This is a genomic window from Chitinophaga sp. S165 (genome assembly GCF_003182155.1).
GTDB lineage: Bacteria > Bacteroidota > Bacteroidia > Chitinophagales > Chitinophagaceae > Chitinophaga.
On record NZ_QGTG01000008.1, the window covers coordinates 374552 to 397891 of the forward strand.

13 protein-coding genes and 2 tRNA genes are annotated in these 23340 nt (G+C 43.3%); 10 read left to right on the forward strand and 5 right to left on the reverse strand.

From position 1 onward, the window contains the following. Positions 1-3: 3 nt before the first annotated feature. Both C7475_RS26435 and C7475_RS26440 read right to left on the reverse strand, forming a co-directional pair. Positions 4-2916, reverse strand: coding sequence for a DNA/RNA non-specific endonuclease (locus C7475_RS26435; protein WP_158286624.1), 2913 nt, complete (start codon positions 2914-2916; stop codon positions 4-6). Between the two features lie 492 nt (positions 2917-3408). Then, entirely contained in the window at positions 3409-4554 is a 1146-nt protein-coding gene (locus tag C7475_RS26440) for a hypothetical protein (protein ID WP_110056415.1), read from the reverse strand. Positions 4555-4944: 390 nt separating this feature from the next. On the opposite strand from C7475_RS26440, the gene C7475_RS26445 reads away from it, so the two are divergent. Then, on the forward strand, positions 4945-7410 hold the full coding sequence (locus C7475_RS26445) for a glutaminase domain-containing protein (protein ID WP_110056416.1): 2466 nt from the start codon (positions 4945-4947) through the stop codon (positions 7408-7410). An 81-nt stretch (positions 7411-7491) separates the two neighbouring features. After that, positions 7492-8604 carry an acyltransferase gene (locus C7475_RS26450; RefSeq protein WP_110056417.1) on the forward strand — a complete coding sequence of 371 codons (1113 nt, stop codon included), beginning with the start codon at positions 7492-7494 and terminating at the stop codon, positions 8602-8604. Between the two features lie 97 nt (positions 8605-8701). Here C7475_RS26450 and C7475_RS26455 read toward each other — a convergent pair whose 3' ends face one another. After that, a complete protein-coding gene (locus C7475_RS26455; protein ID WP_110056418.1) occupies positions 8702-9991 on the reverse strand; it encodes an epoxide hydrolase family protein in 1290 nt (429 codons plus the stop codon). Between the two features lie 252 nt (positions 9992-10243). Between C7475_RS26455 and C7475_RS26460 the strand changes: the two genes are divergently transcribed. From C7475_RS26460 to C7475_RS26470, 3 genes are all read left to right on the forward strand, one after another. After that, on the forward strand, positions 10244-12223 hold the full coding sequence (locus tag C7475_RS26460; protein ID WP_110056419.1) for a beta-N-acetylglucosaminidase domain-containing protein: 1980 nt from the start codon (positions 10244-10246) through the stop codon (positions 12221-12223). A gap of 243 nt (positions 12224-12466) precedes the next feature. After that, positions 12467-13051 (forward strand): hypothetical protein, encoded by a 585-nt coding sequence (locus tag C7475_RS26465; RefSeq protein ID WP_110056420.1) that lies wholly within the window; start codon positions 12467-12469, stop codon positions 13049-13051. Positions 13052-13286: 235 nt separating this feature from the next. Further along, a complete protein-coding gene (locus C7475_RS26470; protein ID WP_110056421.1) occupies positions 13287-13595 on the forward strand; it encodes an RNA-binding protein in 309 nt (102 codons plus the stop codon). A 657-nt stretch (positions 13596-14252) separates the two neighbouring features. On the opposite strand, the gene C7475_RS26475 is transcribed toward C7475_RS26470, so the two are convergent. Together C7475_RS26475 and C7475_RS26480 are read right to left on the reverse strand one after the other, a co-directional pair. Continuing rightward, a tRNA-Ser gene (locus C7475_RS26475) sits at positions 14253-14337 on the reverse strand. A gap of 138 nt (positions 14338-14475) precedes the next feature. Next, positions 14476-14549, reverse strand: a tRNA-Asp gene (locus tag C7475_RS26480). 173 nt (positions 14550-14722) lie between these two features. Between C7475_RS26480 and C7475_RS26485 the strand changes: the two genes are divergently transcribed. From C7475_RS26485 to C7475_RS26505, 5 genes are all read left to right on the forward strand, one after another. Beyond that, the gene (locus tag C7475_RS26485; RefSeq protein ID WP_158286625.1) at positions 14723-15250 is read left to right on the forward strand and encodes an RNA polymerase sigma factor; all 528 of its coding nucleotides are present in this window, start codon (positions 14723-14725) and stop codon (positions 15248-15250) included. Between the two features lie 63 nt (positions 15251-15313). Continuing rightward, positions 15314-16363 carry a FecR family protein gene (locus C7475_RS26490; RefSeq protein ID WP_110056423.1) on the forward strand — a complete coding sequence of 350 codons (1050 nt, stop codon included), beginning with the start codon at positions 15314-15316 and terminating at the stop codon, positions 16361-16363. A 74-nt stretch (positions 16364-16437) separates the two neighbouring features. After that, positions 16438-19665 carry a TonB-dependent receptor gene (locus C7475_RS26495; protein WP_110056424.1) on the forward strand — a complete coding sequence of 1076 codons (3228 nt, stop codon included), beginning with the start codon at positions 16438-16440 and terminating at the stop codon, positions 19663-19665. A 32-nt stretch (positions 19666-19697) separates the two neighbouring features. Then, on the forward strand, positions 19698-21434 hold the full coding sequence (locus tag C7475_RS26500) for a RagB/SusD family nutrient uptake outer membrane protein (protein ID WP_110056462.1): 1737 nt from the start codon (positions 19698-19700) through the stop codon (positions 21432-21434). Positions 21435-21445: 11 nt separating this feature from the next. After that, positions 21446-23296: a PQQ-binding-like beta-propeller repeat protein gene (locus C7475_RS26505; protein WP_110056425.1), complete on the forward strand. Its 1851-nt coding sequence runs from the start codon at positions 21446-21448 to the stop codon at positions 23294-23296. Positions 23297-23340: the final 44 nt, after the last annotated feature.

The window sequence follows — 23340 nt, forward strand, 5'->3', positions numbered from 1 at the left end:
ACGCTATGACGGCTTTATATTATCCCACATTGGTAGCCACTTATCGGCAAACCATTTTAGTGCATTTATATCAAGCATTTCCCAAAGTATCTTGTTGATCTGGATCCAGCCATCAATAGTAGGTTGCTGTATAAATAATTCCAATGGCTGCTTCAGTCTGTAAAGCTGCTCCTTCAGATAATTATTCCGATAGTAGTTATACGCTGTTAATGCAGCCCCGTCTATTTGTCGTGCCGTGTCTCTATATAAATCGCCTCTCTGAGGAGGTTGATGGTGATGTTGCTGCTGCGTCCTGGGATTGAAATTGAATGGTCTGTCTTCCTCTATCCGGTTTCGGTCATTCCTGAACTCCTGATTGTATTTAAAAGGTGTAGGAGGTGTGGGGATATGGAATGTCGTATTAGACTGCGTTGGTGGAAGTGTAAAACGATCCCGCGGTTCTTTTTCCTCCTCTTCCATTCTATCTTGGTTGTTATTACTGAACCCGAGGTTGTATTTAAAGGGATCAAATGGTGTTGGATTATGGAATGTTGTTGTATTAGATTGTGGTATTGGAGATTGGAAACGATCTTGAGGTATCCGCTTCTTTGATCTATCTTCATCCTCCTTTTTCTTATCTTCCTTACTGATTTCCAGCTTGCGTTTAAGTGGGACAGATGGTTTCTTCACAGGCGCATCCGGGACCTTTAATGCCTGTTCATAAATCTGCTCTAATTTATTCAGGGCGGAGGATAGCAATTTGTCAGTGTCTTTCTTCAGTACATCGATGTCATTTCTCCAGAAATTGGTGTAGGTAGTCAGAAGTTCTTTTTTCTTACGGATATAATATGACTGTCCGGCTTCGGATCTTAATTTAGGAAGGTGGTCATTTGTTGCTTTTTCATCTATTTGCTGCACAAAGTATTCAATAACGGCAGCTCTTTCTTTTTCTTCCTCAAATAGTATTTTTTCCTCCTCCAATCTCAATTTTTCCTCCTCTTTTCTTTTTAGTTCTTCCTTTTCTTCATAGACGATCTGTTTTTCCAGTAGTCTGTCTTTAATTTTTATCAACTCTTGCACCAACGGAACAAGAAGGCCATCCTTATCCTTTGTGTAAAGCTGGTTATCCTTTTTCCATTCTTCGCCTGCCCAGTACAGTATCTTCTCGCGATTGGATTCAAATTTTTCCAGATATACATCATTGAATTCCGCTTCGTATTTGTAGGATTCCTCGCGGAAAGCGCTATACAGTAGACGTCGGAAGCCATCGCTCTTCTTTTGTTCCTTTAGTCTATGTTCGGTTTCTTCCTTTTCCAACTTGCGTTGTGCTTCAAGTTGTTTTCTTTTCTGCTCTTCCATAGCTTGCTGGTCCAGAACAACTTGATTTCTTGCTTTCACCCGTTCTCTTGCGAGCCTTTTTTCTTCATCAAAATCTTTTTTCAGATTGACATGCCGGTTACTATTTACAATAAGAAAGGCAGGGGTGTCTGATGATGTTTTTTTTATCTCATCGGTATATAAAATGTATTCCAGTTCTTCAGGCCCAAAAGGCAATACAATATGATAGCCTGGTGGCACTTTATATTTTGTTGTTACCTTTTCGTTGATAATATCGTAGGACAAGTTATTTCTGTCATCCATTGCCAATGCAGGGAACAGTGCTGACTTGTTATTTATGCTAAAGTATCCTCTCAGGAGATATTCATTAGGAGACGACGTTGGTTCTATCTTTCCTCCGGGATGAAAGTAAAATCCTGGCGCAAAAGTCTTTGTGGTAAATGCTATGTTGCCTGGTACCACATCGGTCGGAATATCATGCTTCAGGGTGTCCTCAAAGATTACCTTTTTAGATGTATTTTCCTCCCAATGACTGATATCACTACCGTCATATCCCTGGTTGGGTATCAAAGTCATTTGGGTCACCCTGAAACGAAAATGTGATGGTAATAATCGTTCATCCGGCGCGCCGAAGGCGCCCTTAAAGTTCCCCCAGTTAAGAGACTCTGCTTCAAAACGTACTACTTTGTTGTTGGCGTTTACGGCTTCCTTAGTCACTTTTTCCACTGATTCTCTCATTTTATTGTTAAGCTTAGTGGATACTGGCACCAGGTTAGTATTGATACCGGGACCGTGTACCTGTTCATTTAACATATGGCCGCGTTTATAGTCGGCCAGATTTCTCAGCCTTCTCCATAACTTAGTCTCTTCTTCAGGGATAGAACCGTGTAGACCATCATCTCTGGGTACAATGCTCAACGGTTCCATCACCACCTTACTACAAAAGGTATCTCCCTGGATTGTTTTAGTCACTAACAGGCTCTGATGGGAGGGAGGCCGCATCTTTTTCATCGCCATGTTTGGCCCCTTGCTGATCTGATTGAACTGTGCCAATAACAGCGCAATCTTTTTAAGTGCTTTTATCCCGTCTAACCTCTCTTGTTGGAGTGGTGCTTTACGCTTTTTGCCGCTTTGAGCTTTGGTTCCATACCTGCCGGTATGCACAGTTATTGAAAGCTTTTCAATCTCAACAAGCAGTAGCAATTCCTGCTTCGTTAACATCTTTTTTCCGGTCCTACCCCTCTTGCGGGCAATAAAATCGCTCAACGTCTGCTTATCTGAATGAAGATATAGTATGTCGCCTTCCAGCAATAAAGTATGTTGTTCATCTACCCCATCCTCATCCATATCCAGCAAGAGCGGTTCCTCTATGTCCGCAGTTGTTTGGTTCTCCTGATCCGTTGAGAGCGGTTCCTTTATGTCCGCTGTTATTCCTCTATCCGTAACCGTTGGGAGAGGTTCTTCTATGTCTGCATTTGCGTTTTCCGGAATAACCTGCCGGGAGAGCACTGCCGGTACTGCAATGCCGTCTTGCGATGAATTATCTGCCGCTGAACGATGTAAAGAGCTGGCAGTTGTTCTTTCAAATGAGGGATTCATAGCACGGAGGTTTGGGCCAAGATAATTCATTTAAGCAGATAATAAAAAGTGGCCGGGCCGACTTCTGATAATATGGGTTCGATGGGACCAGCCAACGTGTCAAACAGCCAATCCGGTACATGATATCTATATTCTTTTAATATATCTTTGCTGCAGTAAATTCCCTATATCTATGCTGTCATTTTCAAAATGGCTTATGGCCATGCTATTTGTTTCCCTTACCTGCTTAACCCTTTCGTCAAATGAGCAAATGCGGCAAATGTATCTCGACACAGATGAAGACAATCATGTGTTAAGGTCATCATTCTTTTCTGCTTCAGAAGGATTTGTCGTATTTACAAAATGGATCGGTTATTCTGCTGATAGGGGCAGTACAGTAAATCAGAAAGTTAGTATGGCGTAAAATCCGCAATACTCAAAAAACAAAAGGGACCCTTTTGCATACAATCGCTCAAGCCTCAATTCAGTAGGCTTCCCAGGAAGCACTTTTATTTATGACGCGGTGGAAACCCCTGCCTGACGCAACAACTCTATCGTATTTTCTACTGTACTCCTGCACTTCATGGCAAATTGCAACAAGGTTTGATTGTCTTTACTCCGCAATGCCATAAGGCCTCGCTTATAATGTTTCAGAAAAGGTATTAGCAGATCCTGCTCATTTCTTCTAACCAGGTCAAATATTGTTTCCGGTGTCTCTGTGATTATCTTTTTCAATAGCCAGTGAGGCCGGCGGGAGAAGAATGTTCTCAGATGTTTTCTGATTTTCTTATCACTGGTGAAAGCATTCAGCAGGTATTTGATAATGGCAGGATTTATTCTTTCGCGAACAATGTCCAGATATGGCTTTAGTTCTTGCTGCTCGTGAGGTATCAGCATGGTCAGCCATCGCGGGTTAATGACGGCTATTCTTGCAAAGGCGCGGGGACTTAGCAATTCATCAGCAATGGAAAATGGGCTCCATCCAAGAGTCATTATTCGTAGTAATGTTTTCTCCTGCATATCTTCCACATCGGGAGAAGCATAGAGCATACGCCTGAACAGATGATATGGCTCTTCGAAGTGCCCATTTGCAACATCTCCTGGTAGCTGTTTGTGGGCTATCCACGGAAAGATCCGGTAGCAGAAGGAGTATTGTTCAACAGTGAGCTTGGAATAGCCATATTTGATACCCAGGGCGAGATATGCGCATACCTGTTCAAGTGAGTTGATCCCACCGTTACCTACATATGCTTTTTGACGATTGAGATCTGCGCCGGCAATAATGGTTGTTCTGACGATATCTGCCGCTAGGTCCAGGTTATCACTACCGTTGATCAGGTATATGTCCTTGATGAACATCGCCAGATTATAGCCTTCCAGTTCATAATTGCTCAATAAGCTGGCAGAAGCTCCTTTTTGCAGAAGTGCATTGAGTAAGTCCCGGTATTCCCGCAGGGATGTACCGGATGAATTATGTACAACGTCAAACAGATATTCAAAGTGTGTGCTGAACTGTTCGTCCAGCTGGTTAATGTCAGTTTCACTAGCAGTTGCCCTGATAGCTTTCCAGGTTGCTTTTTCCTTTTCAAGCTGCGCTCGTTCTGTATTAAGCTCTTGCTGTAAGGCAATATAGGTGGCAATAGGGAATTCCTGTTCCATGGTTAAAAGGGGCTTAGAAAATGCTGAATTATTTCAGATTGCTAATAACAAATGATAATACAAATGTATAGTTATAAATCAAATATAAAAAGCCTTACACAACCGATCTTTATCTTGAACAAGGTTATGCTCACATCGATCAAGACAAATGGCTGCTTCCCATTGCCACATATAAGTTCTCTCGAAATGATACTATCAAAACAAATTGATACTCATGCTGCCTTAACAGCACTAAAATAAAATCATTAAGAAGCTCATCATTGTAAAAATTCCAAAAACATTCAAAATTGCCCTGAATTATTTTAATCTTGGGACGGAAATCATAAACGTAAATTCCGGTTATCTAATTTAACCCGCTAAAATTCCAAACGAAAATTTATAAAATCTAAGATGATTAAGTTCAACAGATTAAAAGGTCTCAGCGTACTAGCATGTTTTTTTTGCACTTGCCAAATTCAGGCGCAGAATAGAATAGCGCCTGCATATCCGCTCATTACTCATAATACCAACTTTAGCATTTGGTCTAATACTGATGAGTTGAACAATTCAACAACGACACATTGGACAGGAGCTGATCATTCACTTTTGGGAATGATTAACGTAGATGGAAAGGTGTATCGTTTTTTAGGCAAAGAGCAAACGAATTATAAAACGATATTGGCTGCGGCTGATGAGATACCTTATGATGTAAGTTATACAGAAACCCAGCCCGATGCTAGCTGGACTTCGAAAGATTACAAAACAACTAACTGGAAATCTGGCCAGGCACCATTTGGTGATGATGATAAAAATGTAAAAACCTTATGGAAGTCCGACAATATATGGATCAGGAGAAATTTTACAGTTAAGAACACCGCCAGCATCAATGAGCTGTTACTAAAGCTTAATCATGATGACAATGTTGAGGTATATCTAAATGGTAATAAGATCTATGAGACAACCGGATGGACGGGCAGTTTCAAATACCTGCCGGTTAATAAAAGCCTGCTGAAAACTGGTGAAAATACAATTGCCATTCATCTTGCTAATACTGCCGGAGGCAGGTATCTGGACTTTGGTTTAGTAGATAAACAAAAGGATGCTACCGGTGAAAACCTGGTTGCGAAACAAACAAAAGTAGACATTACCGCAACGCAGACGACCTATGAGTTTACTGCTGGCAATATTGATCTGCAACTTAAATTCACCTCACCGCTTTTGCTAAATGATCTTAAATTAGTTGCCCGGCCAGTATCTTATATTACGTATGCTGTAAAAGCAAACGATGGGAAGAAACATGCTGTTAAAGTCTTTTTAGGTGCATCATCTGACATTGCGGTTTACCAACCATCTCAGCTTGTTGCTGCTAAACGTTATGATACGGGTAACTTGTCCGTTTTAAAGGTGGGTACCGTAGATCAACCTGTGCTGCAAAAAGGTGCTGATGATATGCGTATAGACTGGGGCTATTTTTACGTAGCTGCAGAAAAGAATGCCGGCGCTATCCAATACATTACAAAAGGAGCTGATGCCGTGGAAGCATTTAAAAAAGGAGTAACTAAATCATCTGCTTCAGAAGGAAGATCATTATCTCTGAATACGGTAATTCCTTTCGGTTCCGTTGGCAGTAACAAGGTAGAACGCTTTGTTGAGCTGGCGTATGATGAAATTTATGCTGTTCAGTATTTCAACAATAATTTAAGGCCCTGGTGGAATGCTACCGGTAATGAGACAATAGAAGGGCAGCTGATCAGTGCAGACAATGAATATAACAGTATCATGCAAAGGTGTAGTGAATTTGATAAAGAAGTATATGCTACAGCATTGAAATCAGGTGGTGCAGAGTATGCACATATTTGTGTATTAGCTTACCGGCAGAGCATTGCCGCACATACGTTGGTTAAAAGCCCGGAGGGCGAGACATTGTGGCTGTCAAAGGAAAATAATAGCGGCGGTTTTATTAACACGGTTGATGTAACATATCCTTCTGCACCGCTATATCTTATTTATAATCCGGAGTTGATGCAGGGAATGTTAACTGGTATATTTACTTTCAGTGAGACCGGGAAATATCCTCATCCCTGGGCTGCACATGACCTGGGAACGTATCCGAAAGCAAATGGTCAAACCTACGGAGAACCTATGCCTGTAGAGGAGTCTGGTAATATGATCATTTTATGTGCTGCTATTACCAAAGTGCAGGGGAATACTGACTATGCTAAAAAGCACTGGCAAACGCTGACGACCTGGGTGGACTATCTTACCCAAGAAGGACTTGATCCTAAGACACAGTTGTGTACTGATGATTTTGCCGGCCACCTGGCGCGTAACGCCAATTTATCTGTTAAAGCAATTGTTGCAATTGGATGTTATGCGCAAATGGCAGAACAGTTAGGTGAACATGAAACAGCCAAAAAATATCGCGCCATTGCTGAAAACATGGTTCCAAAATGGATTGAAATGGCAGACGCAGGGGATCACTATGCGCTTACATTTGATAATAAAAACACCTGGAGCCAGAAATATAATTTGATATGGGACAAGGTATTAGACCTGAATCTATTCCCACAAAAGGTTTATGACACTGAGACAAAATATTACCTCACTAGAGGAAATAAATTTGGTATACCACTGGACAGTCGTAAATCCTATACTAAAAATGACTGGATCGTGTGGACGGCAAGCTTCGCTCCGGAAAAGGAGCAGTTTGATGCATTGATCAGACCTCTTTACATACATGCATTAGAGACACCATCCCGTGTTCCGCTCAACGATTTTTACGATTCAAAAACCGGTATCCGTGAAAACTTTAAAGCAAGAAGTGTTGTTGGCGGTTTTTATATGAAAGTCTTAGCTGACAAATTGCATACTAACTAATGATATAAAATTTTAAGCCTATACAGCAACTATCAATTACAAAATAGATAGTTGCTGTATTTCATTCCACACGCGAATTTGATGAATAATAACGCTCTTCCTACAAAAACTCACTATCAGATATTAGATGGGTTACGTGGTGTGGCTGCGATAATAGTAGTATGGTTCCATCTCTGTGAACCACATGCCACCAGTCACCTTGATCAACTGATCAATCACGGCTATCTTGCGGTAGATTTTTTCTTTCTTCTCTCTGGCTTTGTAATAGGTTACGCATACGATGACAGATGGAATAAACTTACAGTCGGTTCCTTTTTAAGACGTCGTTTTGAACGGCTGCAGCCACTTGTTATTCTGGGTATGACATTGGGTGCTCTGGGTTTCTATTATACTGAATCTGCAATATGGCCGCTTATTCATACAGTACCTGTATGGAAAATGTTGCTCGTTATGCTTATTGGTTATACAATATTGCCTGTTCCATTGTCTATGGATATACGTGGCTGGCAGGAGATGCATCCACTAAATAGCGTGGCCTGGTCTTTATTTTTTGAATACATAGCCAATATATTATACGCAATAGGTATCAGAAGATTATCAAATAAGGCGCTGGCTGTTTTGGTCGGTTTAGCGGCGGCTGCACTGGTATATTTCGCTGCAACTAATTCAAATGGCGATGTAACCGGTGGCTGGACATTAACAGTGGAACAGGTTCAGGTCGGGATGACGCGAATGATGTATCCGTTTTTTGCCGGACTATTATTATCGAGACTTGGGAAAAAGATACATATAAAAAACGCTTTTCTGTGGAGTTCATTATTGCTGGCTGCAGTATTGTTTATGCCACGTATTGGCGGAGCTGATCATCTGTGGATGAATGGTCTGTATGAGGCGATATGTATCATTCTTGTATTCCCGCTGATAGTGCTGATTGGAGCTGGTGCAACAATGAACAGTAACAGCGGGTTTAAGATTTGTAAATTACTTGGTGACATATCGTATCCGCTATACATCACCCATTATACGCTTGTTTATTTCTATGTGGGGTGGGTTAGCGATCACAAGGGAATAACTCTTTCGCAATCCTGGCCATATGCATTAAGTACCTTTTTAGGTGCTATTGTAGTGGCATATGCAAGCTTAAAACTATTTGATGAACCGGTACGAGCCTGGCTTCGTAAGACGTTAAAATAAGTAGAAGGGTTAATGCTGGTATCCATAAAAAGGGACTGATTATCGAAAAGATGATCAGTCCCTTTTTATTGGGCTGTAGGAGATGAAGCTCAGTCTCTTATCGTAGAGATCTGAAGGCCGCCCTGAGTTCTTCAGTAAAGATCTGTGGCTGCTCCCACGCCGCAAAGTGCCCGCCTTTAGGTGCTTTATGATAGTAATACAATGAAGGGTATGCTTTTTTTGACCAGCTTTCAGGAGCCTCGTAAATTTCATGTGGAAAAACAGAAATGGCTACAGGAACTTTTATATCCTTTGTTTTCTGATGTTCGGAGCTGAAATTATTGTTATTGTTTTCCCAATAGAACCGGGAAGAGGATGCTCCTGTATTGGTCAACCAATAGAGCGTAATATCATCAAGGATAGCGTCCCTGCTGATTACTTTTTCGGGTTTTAAGTCACTATCCGTCCATTCTGCAATTTTTTCATACAAGAATGCTGCTAATGCACTTGGAGAATCAGAAAGTAAATAGCCGGTAGTCTGTGGACGGGTCACCATCATTCCTCCGTAAGCCGCATTTCTTCCAAAGAAGGTACTTAAAGAATTATATGCCTTAGTTTCGGATGCAGAAAGTCCTGATGGTGCAGGATCTCCTGCATTAATTGGTTTTACAAGTTCAGCAGGAATTGTTGCAGGCATAGTAAGGTGTATACCTAAAAGACCTGATGGTGCTTGTCTTGCTAAAGCGTCGGAGATCACTGAACCATGGTCGCCACCTTCGGAGACATATTTTTTATAACCAAGACGTTTCACCAGAACGTCCCATGCTTTAGCAACGCGGTCAGGATTCCAGCCCACTTCTTTTGGTATTTCTGAAAAACCATATCCCGGGATAGCAGGTATTATTACATCAAAAGCATCTTCTGCTTTACCGCCATATTTAACCGGATCGGTTAACGGCCCTATAGCATCAATGAACTCCAGGGGAGAACCTGGCCAGCCGTGGGTGAGGACTACAGGCAGTGCATTGGGTTCTTTTGAACGTACATGGATGAACTGGATATTTAAACCATCAATTTTTGTCACAAACTGAGGAAGGGCATTTAACTTGTTTTCCAGTTTTCTCCAGTCATAATCATTTCCCCAATAGTTTATTAGTTCTTTTAATTGCGCCAGTTGGATACCCTGAGATTCATCTTTTACAGTTTCCTTATCCGGAAAACGGGTTTCAGCGATGCGTCTTTTAAGTTCATCAAGTTTTGCCTGGGGAATGTTGATCTTGAAAGGCCTGATACTTATATCGGATTCCGATATTACCGTTTTTGTTCCGGTCGTCTGTGCATTAGTAATTGCAGGAATACTTAATGAGAAGGTTGCTGCTAGCAGTATGGTGGAGATTTTTGTTCTCATTGCTTTTTTTAATTTAGATTTTAAGATTTGGTATCTGATGTTGCAGCAAAATTATACGTAGGGAAGCGCCGGGTAAATAAGTAATCTGTCCAAGTGGACATATTTATTCTCGAGGCGGATAATACAGGTCGTGAACAAGAAACCCCAATTGGGTTATTATCCCCTGCAAAAAATAACATCGTGTTTTTATATATTCTCTGTGCTATAGTTACTACCTTGCCATTATTACAGGTTTATAAATTTGAAAGAGGAATGAGAATGTTATTTACTTGCTTAGCCGTAGTCATGTTAGGTTATAGCAGCACCAGTGCTCAAACAATCCAGCACTTAACGCAGAACCGCCCCGCTACACTGCCTGCAATTTTCCCTGCACCCGTATCTATAGAGCTGGGAAAGGGTTCGATAGTATTGGGAAGGTCGGTTGTTTTAATTGCGTCCCCGGAAACGGGGACGGAGACTGTAGAACTTGTCCGTAACGCACTAACATTAGCAGGAGTTGAAAGTATAACGGTAGCGAAACAGTTGCCACAGCATCCGGATGTACCTCATATTATTATGGGAACCGGAGAAGCGGCGATCGTCCGCACTGCACTGACAAAGAGTGGCGCTGCACTGGACAGCAGTACTGAGGGCTACACGATTGCTGGTATTGTAACGGGTAATGGTGCTCTTATTACATTGGCGGGTCACGATGCAGACGGTTTATTTCACGCGGCACAGACATTCAGACAGCTGGCACAACGGAAGGTTATTCCGGCGCTTTTAATCAAAGACCATCCTCTTATGCCGATCCGTGGTACTATTGAAGGGTTTTATGGTAAGCCATGGTCAATGACAGATCGGGAGAAGCATTTGGGCTTTCTCGCTACTGTCAAGGCGAATACTTATATCTATAGCCCTAAAGATGATCCTTATGCCCGTGACCGCTGGCGTGAGGCTTATCCTGCTACGACTTTAGCAGAGCTGGGTAAATTAGTGGCAGTGGCAAAGAGAAACCATGTGAATTTTGTGTATGCCATTTCTCCCGGACCAACAGTTTGTTTCTCTGATTCGAGCGATCTTCATCATCTGGAGCGCAAGTTCGCTGCTCTTCGTTCCATCGGCGTCCACAGCTTTTATGTAGCACTTGATGATATTGAATATACAAAATGGAATTGTGATCTTGATAAGACAACCTTTGGTCCCTCTGGTGCCGAGGCCGCAGGCATTGCACAGGCAAGGCTGCTAAATGCTCTGCAGGCAAATCTTAAGAAAAATGATCCTACCGCCCCGCCGCTTATTATTGTGCCGACCGAGTATTATGATGCAAAAGAAACACCTTACAAAGCGGCGTTAAGGAAAAATCTGGATTCGCAAATTGTGGTACAGTGGACGGGTACAGATGTTGTGCCTCCTGCAATTTCTGTTCCGGATGCACGCGCAGCAACAAAGGCTTTCGGACGTAAGACATTATTGTGGGATAACTATCCTGTTAACGATTATGGGCAATCTGCCGGGCGGTTATTGCTTGCTCCTTATATGAAGCGTGAAGCTGGTTTATCGGGTGAGCTGGCGGGTATTCTGTCTAATCCAATGAATCAGGAGGTACCAAGCCGTGTTGCGGTAACAGGGGTAGTTGCCTTTGCGTGGAACGACAAGGGGTATGATGCTGAGCGTACCTGGTTGGCTGCCGCGCGTGAGCTGGCGGGTGGTGATGAGCAGGCTACTGCTGCTTTATTGACTTTCTTCGACACACAGCATATGGCTCCGACTTTTGGTAGCCAGCCATGGCAGGTACAGGCGCCCAAAATGAAAGCAATGTTGGATGGCGTGCGAGATGCGATTGCAAATGGCGACGCTACTATCCGTCATGAGGCGATTGCAGGCCTGAGTCAATATGCGTCTGCGTTTACAAATGCACCTGATATTATCCGGGCAGGGATCGTTGATACTTCTTTTGCACTGGATGCACGTCCGTGGCTTGATGCTATGCAGTTATGGGGAAGAGCGCTACAGTTAACGGCCGCGGGCCTTAACGCGGCTGATAATGGAAATGCTGCCGCTGGCCGATATTTTGCGAGGGCTAAACGGCTCGCTGCTGAAGCGACGGCTATGAAGACTATTCCCGGCGCTACACGTATTGGAGGGCCTATCAAGATGGCTGACGGTGTGCTGGATGTATTTGTGGCCGACGCACCGAAGCTGATCGCGGTTGACTTGATAGAAAGTGTCACTATTACTTCAGAGAAGTAGGCTTATTTTTTTAAAAAAGATGGAGTGGTATGACTGGTTGTTTTTTAATCAGTTATACCATTTTTTTTGCGAGCTGTAGGTTACAACTTTCGAACCGGTTATGTCGGACATTAATAATATTGAGATTTAATAGTAGACATAAGGCCGTATTCAAAAGACGTCATAGAATAGTTTATCAAGCAGGTAATTCCGGCGTATTGCTTCCTACGAGGCTATTTTTTATTTTCGTCTTAAAATGTACCTATGAAGACCAACCAGCGAAAACAGGTTGTAATATCCGCCATAGTAATAGCATTGATCATCCTTGTAAGATGGTTCTTATCCATGGGGTTAGATCTATTGTCTATTCATCTACCCTACGCAGCACGTATAACATTGTTCCTGTGTTTTCCACATGAAGTTTTTGACACAATAAAATACCCGCTGGCCAGTTGGACAGGGAGTTATCGTCTTTCCGCGATACCGCTTTTTTCAATTTTGTTTGCAGTTTTTCTATTTATTGCTTTTGTACAATACCGCGATAAGCAAAAAAGATTGCCGCTTCAGGTCGCCTGTTGTATCCTGTTGGTATCCATCATCGTCTCAATCCCCTCAAGAATAACTCATTATCAGCAGGCTGTGAAAGAATATAAGAATTATATACGTCCAGTAAACAAGGAAGGAGGTATATTGGCTTTAATGGATGATTTTGCACAGCCATCCAAACCTTCGCTACCATTATTGATCGCAGAGCTGGCAATACTGTTGCTCTATATGGGCTGGGCCGTTTGGGTATTGAATCGGCTTTATGCAGCAAAACAATCAATCAATCAGCCGGATATTATCTAGTCTATCTATGTCACAGTGCATTCAGTAGATCTGATCTGTTAGTACTAATGCAGCAATCCTTATTAGAGAATTTAAATAATAATATAATATCCCTATAAATTAGTTCTATATTACCCAATTTATTGCTCTAACTTTAGCAAGGTTGCATTAGGCCCCTTCTGATTTATTTTGGGTTTCTTTTTCTTCCTAAGTTGCTGTTTTTTAGCAGTATCTGTATTTAATTAAAATTATAATTGTGAATATTTTTGTAGGTAATATAAGTGACAGAACAACTGAAGATGAAATATGGTCTTTATTTGACCCATATGGAGTTGTATATAGTATTAATGTGGCTTATGATAAGTACAGTGGCCGTTCTAAAGGCTTTGCATTCGTTGAAATGCCAGACGATTCCAATGCAGTACAGGCAATTAAGGAATTGAATAATTCAGTAGTTGCTGGCCAGACAATAGTAGTGTATGAGGCTCGTCCAAAACCTGAAAGACCAGAAAATAATCGTTTCTCCAGATCCGGCCCAAGACCTGGATTTAGACCCAGATACTAATAGTTGGATGTTTTAAAACGTCGATTACTTTTATCTGTTAAGAGAGCAGAAGAGCAAAGCCGCAGAATACGTTAAGTAGTTTGGGCTTTGCTTTTACTTTTCTATGTACCAAATAGTAGCACCCCAAGCTGAACTTCTCACTTAATTTTCTAATTATACCCTCAATAAACATCCAGGATGGGATATAGTAACAAAAACTGTCAGCGACTACGTTCGGCTTTATCTCCGTAAAGGTAATTTTGGTGCGGAGAAAGAGGGATTCGAACCCCCGGACCTTTTACAGTCGAAATCATTTAATCAGAGACTGCCGCACAAAGCAAAAAACCTCCAGATATGTTCTGAAGGCTTCATTTTTTTTGTCTCCCGTAAAGGTAATTTTGGTGCGGAGAAAGAGGGATTCGAACCCCCGGACCTTTTACAGTCAAAATCATTTAATCAGAGACTGCCGCACAAAGCAAAAAACCTCCAGATATGTTCTGAAGGCTTCAAAATTTTTATCTCCGTAAAGGTAATTTTGGTGCGGAGAAAGAGGGATTCGCCCCCCCGGACCTGTTACAGTCAAAATCATTTAATCAGAGACTGCCGCACAAAGCAAAAAACCTCCAGATATGTTCTGAAGGCTTCAAAATTTTTATCTCCATAAAGGTAATTTTGGTGCGGAGAAAGAGGGATTCGAACCCCCGGACCTGTTACAGTCAACAGTTTTCAAGACTGCCGCAATCGACCGCTCTGCCATTTCTCCGGGTGCAAAATAATAGAAGTGAACCCGAATCGTCAAATATTTTTTCTAAATGTGTAAATCTTTTTATTGTCTGCTTTCCCAGGTATAAACAACAACAAAAAAGCCTCCAAATCTTTCGACTTGAAGGCTTAAAGCTTGCGGACCAGACGGGACTCGAACCCGCGACCTCCGCCGTGACAGGGCGGCATTCTAACCAACTGAACTACTGATCCTTTTTTGTTCGCCGGGGTGCAAATATTGGATAAATATTCGAAACCGACAAATAAATTGTTTACAACCACTCCTTTGTATGATAAAAAATTAGCCCTCACCAATCCTTAATCATTTATTAATAAGCACTTTTGAAGGAATTTGCAAACTTTGCACTTGCCGAAAATGCCAGTTCGTGGAAGATATACGTGCATTAAAGGAAGGGGATACACTAATTTTTGAACAGGTATATAATGCCTACAATGAAAAATTGTACTTCTACTTCCTGAAACATACCAGGTCTCAACTGTGGTCCGAAGAGTTACTGCAGACCACCTTTGTAAAGCTTTGGCGTTACAGGGGAGGGCTATCTGCTGAACATCCTCTTTCCGCACAGATCTTCCGTATCGCTAAAACAGCCCTCATTGATCTTATGAGGCAGCAAAGGCAACACCGCGAATTTCTCCAGTCTTATACTTCAGATCTGTTAAACCACGACCAGCATACAGCCCCTGCTAATAAAGATGCGGTCTATCATCTGCACCAGGAAATGGACAAGTTACCACCCGTAAGGAAGAAGGTATTCATGTTAAGCAGGATAGATGGACTCTCACATAAAGAGATCTCCAGCATGCTCTCTATTTCTCCTAAGACAGTAGAAGTCCACATCTCAAAGGCGCTCAAACAACTGCGCAGAGCTCTATTTCTCTTTACACTTATGTAGCCCTTACCGGGTCAATGTGAACAAATTGTTACCAGTAAGGGATGTTTTCCTTTCAAACGTAGTATGTATAAATATACGGCTGCTATGGCGCTACCACGGGAATTATATGCAAGATTTATTAAGGGAGAATGTACGGAAGAAGAGGAATTGATCGTCTTACAATATTTCCATGAGCACCCGGATGAGATGGCGACATATCTTGAAGAAGGCGATTGGGAAACTTTCCGTCCCGAAGGAAAATTGCATCCCGCTGTACTACAGAAGGTATTTACAAATATCCAGGGTGATATTGAAAAACGTCAGCATCGCATATCCATATGGAAACGTGTAGCAGTAGCAGCGATCGTAACGGGTGTGATCGTATTAAGCGGAGTATTGTTGATAAGAAAGGATATCACGAAGGCTCCCGCACAGGTAGCCACAAATACATCGAATGAGGCAGGCGCGTGGAAGGAATATAATAACGATGGAAAGGACATTATACAGTTAGTATTGGAAGATAGTTCCCATGTGCAGCTAGGGGCGGGAAGTTCTTTACGGCATATAACAGGATTCGAAAATAACAGACGTGAGTTATGGCTGAAAGGGAAGGCAAGATTTGATGTAGCGAAAGATGGTAAACGCCCGTTCACTGTATATGCAGGTAATACTGCTGTAACGGCATTAGGAACGGTGTTCGGCGTCAATGCACATAACAACAAGGTAACGGTGCGTTTGTACAGTGGTAAAGTAGTAGTGCATCCGCAGAAGGGAAAAGTAACGTTTAAAGAAATATACCTGTATCCGGGAGAGTCGCTGGTATATGATAGTAAAACAAAAGGACAGCCATTAGTGAACAAGCCCGCTGAAACTAACAGGCAGTTGCCTTCCGGACAGGAAGTCGCATCCAATAGCCTGGTATATCACCAGCAACCATTGCCACAGGTACTGCAGCAACTGGAAAAGCATTTTAATATTATGATCGCTTATGACGCGCATAGCCTGCGCAACATAAAGGTCACAGCAGAATTTACAACATCGGATACGCCGGCAGATATCCTGGAAAATATAGCATTACTGAATGGTCTGACTTTGGAACGTACGACTGAAGGAGGATTCCTCTTGAAGAAATAAAAATCATTTTTTAACACCACTCAAAAAGGGCTGCGTTAGCGGCCAGGGATTACTTTGTCTTAAAACTGACCTTTATGATAAGAAGTTTTTACCAACGTGTTTCATTTTTACGCCTGCTGGTATGGCTGTTGCCATTCCTGGCGCCTGCGGTATTGTACGCGCAGGTCAAGCCGGATGTGACAGGTATTGTGCTTGATCCGCAGGGAGAGAAGATTCCCGGTGTAACCGTTAAGGCCATGCAGGCCAGCGGTGGAAAGCCGGTATTCCAGATGACTGATGAAAAGGGCTGGTTCCATTTTGATAATCTTGGAGCCGGTGAGCGATATAATTTCACATTTACATCCATTGGTTATAAACCCCAGCAACTGGATGGATATACCATCAAAAAAGGTGAAACCATCAACCTGATCGTTCGTATGAGAATGAAAGACGATTCGCTTGCACAGGTAGTGGTAGTTGGATATGGTACACAGAAGAAATCGCAGGTAACTGGCGCTATCGCACAGGTTGGACCTGAAGTGTTTGAGAACAGACCTGTTACCAGTATCGGACAGGCATTGCAGGGTGCTATCCCTAACCTGAATATCACTTTCGGTGATGGTCAGCCAGGTAGAAGCGCCACCTTTAACGTACGTGGTTTCACATCAATTAATACCGGTAGCCCGCTGATCCTCATTGATGGTACACCCGGCGATATCAACCTGGTGAACCCTGAAGATGTAGCCAGTGTAACTGTACTGAAAGACGCTGCTTCTGCAGCCATCTATGGTGCAAGGGCTGCATATGGTGTGATACTCGTTACTACCCGCAAAGCAAAAAGCGGTCAACTGCAGGTGCGTTATTCCGGTAACTTCGGTTGGGGACAACCTACCCGTTTGCCACAGGTGATCAAAGACCCGCTTGAAGCTGCTACTATCCAGAACGATGCCTATAGAGGTTATGCAGGATCTGATGCTCCCGGCATGCTGGCAGTGATCGAGTATCTGCAAAAAAGAAAGGCAGATCCTTCTCTGCCTGAATTAGGTGTGGATGCTACCGGTAACTGGATCCGCGGTGCTAACACAGACTGGTATGGTTTATTCTATAACAAGCAACAGGCTTTTTCGAAACACTTTCTGAGCCTCGCCGGTGGTAAGGGTAATACCAACTATTACCTCTCCGCAGGTTATCTGAAACAGACAGGTGCTTTCAAGGTAGCGACAGATGATTATAAACGTTATAACCTGCGACTGAAAGTGGATAACCAGGTGGCAAAATGGCTGAAGATCTACGATAACGTAGAAATGGCCCAGGGTACATATGATGCGCCTAACAAATTCGTATCAGGCGGTTATAATATTTACCGTTACCTCTCTCTCTTCGCTAATCCTTATGAAGCAATTAAAACACCCAATGGTAATTATACTCAGGCGGGTGCAGTGACTTTCGGTCAGCTGGAAAAAGGTGGACGTACTTTAGCGAAAGACCGGCAGTTAAAGAATACAATTGGTTTCGGTACGAATTTCCTCGACAGTACACTCCGTATCAATGGTGATTATACAGTGCTGGCTACACAGTCGCGTGGTAACATACAGACCAATAGCGTGTATTATGAAACTAAGCCCGGTAACCTGGCTCCGTTTGTAGCTACAGACTATTACTCGTCTTCTTATAGTGAGAATTTTGATCAGGTAGTGAACCTGTATGCGGAATATGAGCGGAACCTGGGACAACATCATCTGAGGGGATTGGTGGGTTTTAACCAGGAGATGAATACCTATGATTATTTCAACGCAAGACGTGATGCCAACATCACACCCGACAAAGGTGCGCTGAACCTTACCAGTGGTGTAGCATCTGTAGGTGATTCCAAAGAGGAATGGGCTATCCGTGGTGTGTTCTATCGTTTGAACTATGACTTTAAAGATCGTTACCTGCTGGAGTTTAACGGACGTTACGACGGATCTTCCCGTTTTCCTGACAGCAGCCGTTACGGATTCTTTCCTTCAGTATCTGCTGGTTGGTTAGTATCCCGCGAGCCTTTCTTCCAATCAGCACAGAAAGCGATCAACAACCTGAAACTGCGTGCTTCTTACGGTTCTTTGGGTAACCAGCAGGTAGGCGCTTATGCTTTTACTAACCCGATGGGCGTATATAAAGTATCTGATATCCTGGATGGTGCACAACCACTGGCGATCAATGCTCCCGGATTGCTGCCGCTGAATTTTACCTGGGAAACTGCTACAACACTGGACTTTGGTATTGACTTCACAACACTGAATAACCGGATGGATGTAGGGTTCGATTGGTATAACCGTAAGACGACAAAGATGTTGACGAAGGGAAAAACATTGCCGGCTGTACTAGGCGCTTCCGCTCCGAAACAAAATGCTGCAGACCTGTCTACCAAAGGTTGGGAGTTATCCTTAAAATGGCATGACGACTTTAAATTAGGCAACAAACCATTCTCTTATAATTTCTCTTTTGTATTGTCAGATAGCCGGTCTTTCATTACCAAATTTGACAACCCCAATAAATCACTGACTGATTACTATGTAGGACAGGAAATAGGAGAGATCTGGGGATATCAGACCCTCGGCTTCTTCCAGACGGATGATGAGTACAAGAATTATGGTGTGAACCAACAGCGTGTACAGAGTACTTCCTACAGCCTGAACGGTCACCCGATGGCTGGTGATCTGAGGTTTGCTAATCTGAATAACGATACGATCATCAGTAATGGTCAGAATACTGCGGATAATCCGGGAGATATGTCTAAGATCGGTAACAGCCAGCCGCGCTTTGCTTATGGATTTGGTGCAGGTGCAAGCTGGAATGGTATTTCGTTGGATGTATTCGTGCAGGGTATTGGTAAAATGGATTTCTGGCCGGGTGTTGAATCAGGTAACTTCTGGGGTTTCTATAACCGCTGGAACCAGCCTGTATACGATCACATCGTGAACGACTATTGGACGCCGGAGAACAGAGATGCTTACTTCCCTCGCCTGAGGGCTTATGATGCATTAAACAACACAAGACAGCTGGGTGTGGCACAAACCCGTTATCTGCAGAATGCAGCTTATTTAAGATTGAAGAATGTAACACTGGGTTATATGCTGCCCGCACGCTGGATGAGAAAAGCAGGTATCAGCAGTTCAAAGATCTTCTTCTCCGGACAGAACCTGTTTGAGTTTACACACCTTTCCAAAGCTTTTGATCCTGAAGCGATCGGTGATAAAGTGGACACTAACACAAGTAACGGTAATGGATTTCTGTATCCTGTACAGCGTACTTATACATTTGGACTGGAAGTGAATTTTTAATGACAGCTAACGAATCGTTTAAAAACATTTACATGAAAAGGATATTAATTGTTTTATCAGTACTCGCGCTGGCCGCATGTAAGAAGGACTTCCTCGACAGGCAGCCGCTCAGTGATATCGATCCCGGTTCTTTTTTCAACAATGAAAAAGACCTTACGCTTTACACTACCAGTTTCTACGCCATGTTACCGGCGAATGAAATTTATTCCAATGATCTCAGCAGTGACAATGTGGAACCTGCTGTAATTGGCGATGTTGTTGCCGGTCGTACCGTTGTACAGACAGATGCAGCATCTGCCCAATGGACGTGGTCTGATCTGCGTAATATAAACTACTTCCTCGCAAACTATGGCAGGGCGGCAGTAAGTGATTCTATCAAGGCACACTATGCTGGTATCGCCCGTTTTTTCAGAGCGTTCTTTTATTTTACAAAAGTACAGCGCTTCGGTGATGTGCCCTGGTACAGTCAGCCCCTGGAAGCAAACAGCCCTGAACTGTTTGACGGACGTGATCCCCGTACACTTGTAGTAGATAGCATCATAGCCGATCTTGACTATGCTGCAGCGAATATAAAAACGGCAAAGAACACATCCCGTATAACGAAATGGGCAGCGTTGGCAATGAAAGCGAGAGTATGTTTGTTCGAAGGCACTTACCGCATCTATCATCCCGAAATAAATGCAGGCGGTGGCGAACAGTTATTACAAAAGAGTATAGATGCTGCAAAACAGGTAATGGAAAGCGGTCTGTATAAATTATACTCTACGAATAATCCTACGGTAGACTATGTCAATCTGTTCTCAGCCGATGTTGCTAATGCAGACGAATATATCCTTGCCAGGATATTTGATCGTACATTATCTAAAACACATCAGGCTAACGGACAGTTCCTCACTTCTACCTTGTCGGCTCCGGGACTTACCAAAACGTTGATCAATAGTTATCTGATGATCGATGGTACGCCATTCTCCTCACAAACCAATTATGCCACTATGCCATATTGGGAAGAAGTGAAGAACCGTGATCCCCGTTTATCACAGACCATCCGTACTCCTGGTTATAAACGTATTGGCACCACTGCATCTTTAGTGCCTGATTATGCCAATGCGATGACCGGGTACCAGTGCATCAAGTTTGTAACAGGCACTGATCAGGATGGTAATAACACTAACACGAACGACCTGCCTATTTTCAGATTTGCAGAAGTATTACTAAATTATGCTGAAGCAAAAGCGGAATTACATCAGTTCTCCCAGGCGGATGCTGATGCATCTGTTAACCTGATCCGCCGACGTGCAGGTATGCCGGATATGCAGGTGGCGACCCTGACCGTTGATCCGCTGTTGCAGGCTGAGTATAATATTACAGATCCCATTATCCTGGAAGTGCGCAGAGAGAGAAGGGTAGAGCTGGCGATAGAAGGTTTCCGTTACCAGGACCTGATGCGTTGGAAGAGAGGGCCATTGCTGGCAGCGGAATTTAAAGGGGCTTATTTCCCGGGGATCGGTACATACGACCTGAATGGTGATGGCAAGAATGATCTGGCTATTGTGGATACCAAGCCAGCTACACCGGATAAGACCTTGCAGTACTTTGTACTAAATCCTGACAGAGCTTTGAGTGAGGGTGATAAGGGTAACCTGATCATTCATCCTTTAGCCAAAACGCCTAAAACTTTCATTGATCCGAAACATTACCTGTTCCCGTTACCGCTGACTGAACTTTTACTGAATACTAACCTGGCGCAGAATCCAGGCTGGGAACAATAAAATAAACTGACATGAGAAGATTGATCTATGTACTTACAGGTTTACTGTTCACACTACATGTGGCAGCGCAGGATACTTTATTCCGCTTCGCGATGGTGTCTGATACACATATTGGTAACAAGAGTGGGGAAGAAGACCTGGAGCGTACAGTAAACGATATCAACAGTAATCCGGATATCGCCTTTGTGATGTTCTCCGGAGATATCACTGAATTTGGTTCTGATGAAGAGATCCGGCTGGCTAAAAAGATTATCAGTAAACTGAACAAGCCCTGGTATATCGTACCCGGCAATCACGACTCCAACTGGTCTGAGAGTGGCTGCAATACATTCCTGAATGTATTTGGCGGAGAAACGTTCAGTTTCCGGCATAAAGGATACTGGTTTATGGGAACCAGCTGTGGACCTAACATGCGTATGGGGCCAGGACAGGTTCCCCGCGAAGACCTTACCTGGCTGAAACAACAACTGGATAAGGAGAAGGACAAAAACGTCCCCGTTATCTTTGTAAACCACTACCCGCAGGATTCTGCCCAGAACAACTGGTATGAGCAACTGGGATTACTGAAAGGCCGGAACCTGAAAGCGATCATTGTAGGTCATGGTCATTCTAACAGAAAGCTCAATTTCGAAGGAATTCCCGGTATTATGTGCCGTTCTAACCTGCGTGCAAAAGAGCAGATAGGAGGCTATAACATTGTCTCCCTGGTAAATGATTCCCTTGTCTTCAACGAACGCAGACCAGGTGTTGAGACATTACCTTCCTGGCATGCCGTAGCGATTCCCGTAAAGGGTGTTCCGCAATGGGATGCTAATCCACACAGACCATCGTACGATGTGAACCGCCAGTATACACAGGTAAAAGAGAAGTGGAGCATACAGGAGCCAGGTGATATAGGTGGGGGTGTAGCCGTTGCTGCAGGCAAAGTAGTGTATACAAACACAATGGGAGAGATCAAGGCTGTGAACCTTAGTAACGGTAAAGCACTCTGGCATTTCAGTGCAAAGGGAAAGATCTATTCTACGCCACTGGTACATGGTAATAAAGTGATCGTTCCATGCACAGACGCACAGGTATATTGTCTGGATCTTAATACCGGTAAATTACAGTGGCAGCAGCCGCTTAATAAAGCCAGTGTAGCTTCGGCGGCTTTATACAAAGACATGGCCATTGTAGCAGCGTCTGACGGTCATTGCAGGGCCTACAATATTGCAGATGGAAAACTGCAATGGGACTTTGATAGTGTACGCAACTTTGTACAGACACGCCCGCTGATCTACAAGGACAAAGTATACTTCGGTTCATGGGGGAATGATTTTTATGCACTGGACGCAGCTACCGGCAAACGCGTATGGACATGGAACAGCGGTGCTACCAACAGGATGTTCTCTGCAGCTGCCTGCTGGCCTGTGGCTACTGCCGACCGCATATACATCGCCGCTCCTGACCAGTACCTCACCGCACTGGATGCAAATACCGGGAAACAGTTATGGCGCAAACATGATAAACAGGAATGGGTGCGTGAATCAATGGGACTTTCAGCAGATAGTAACCTTGTTTACGTAAAAACAATGCAGGGGCATATTCTGGGGTTGAATACCCATGCTTCCGATCAGGAAGTGATCTGGAGATCGCCGCTGGAAATGGGTTATGAGATCTGTCCTGTAGCGATCAATGAATATAACAATATCGTATTCATTCCTTCGCAATCTGGCGTAATATCTGCCCTGGCAGCCAAAGACGGCGCTATTTTGTGGAGGCATAAGATATCCAATTGTTTGCTGGTCAATATAAAGCCGGTAGATAACCATACGGTGCTTACATGCTCCGCTGACGGTAAACTGGCTTGTCTTGGTTATTAAGATGGGACATTTGTCCCGCCTGCTCCGTTATTTTTGACGATCTT

Excerpts from the sequence above, each read along its gene's own strand:
- C7475_RS26455 (WP_110056418.1), bottom strand. The coding sequence starts at position 9,991 with ATGAGAACAAAAATCTCCACCATACTGCTAGCAGCAACCTTCTCATTA.
- C7475_RS26495 (WP_110056424.1), top strand. The coding sequence starts at position 16,438 with ATGATAAGAAGTTTTTACCAACGTGTTTCATTTTTACGCCTGCTGGTA.
- C7475_RS26465 (WP_110056420.1), top strand. The coding sequence starts at position 12,467 with ATGAAGACCAACCAGCGAAAACAGGTTGTAATATCCGCCATAGTAATA.
- C7475_RS26445 (WP_110056416.1), top strand. The coding sequence starts at position 4,945 with ATGATTAAGTTCAACAGATTAAAAGGTCTCAGCGTACTAGCATGTTTT.
- C7475_RS26435 (WP_158286624.1), bottom strand. The coding sequence starts at position 2,916 with ATGAATCCCTCATTTGAAAGAACAACTGCCAGCTCTTTACATCGTTCA.
- C7475_RS26460 (WP_110056419.1), top strand. The coding sequence starts at position 10,244 with ATGAGAATGTTATTTACTTGCTTAGCCGTAGTCATGTTAGGTTATAGC.
- C7475_RS26490 (WP_110056423.1), top strand. The coding sequence starts at position 15,314 with ATGTATAAATATACGGCTGCTATGGCGCTACCACGGGAATTATATGCA.
- C7475_RS26505 (WP_110056425.1), top strand. The coding sequence starts at position 21,446 with ATGAGAAGATTGATCTATGTACTTACAGGTTTACTGTTCACACTACAT.
- C7475_RS26500 (WP_110056462.1), top strand. The coding sequence starts at position 19,698 with ATGAAAAGGATATTAATTGTTTTATCAGTACTCGCGCTGGCCGCATGT.
- C7475_RS26440 (WP_110056415.1), bottom strand. The coding sequence starts at position 4,554 with ATGGAACAGGAATTCCCTATTGCCACCTATATTGCCTTACAGCAAGAG.
- C7475_RS26450 (WP_110056417.1), top strand. The coding sequence starts at position 7,492 with ATGAATAATAACGCTCTTCCTACAAAAACTCACTATCAGATATTAGAT.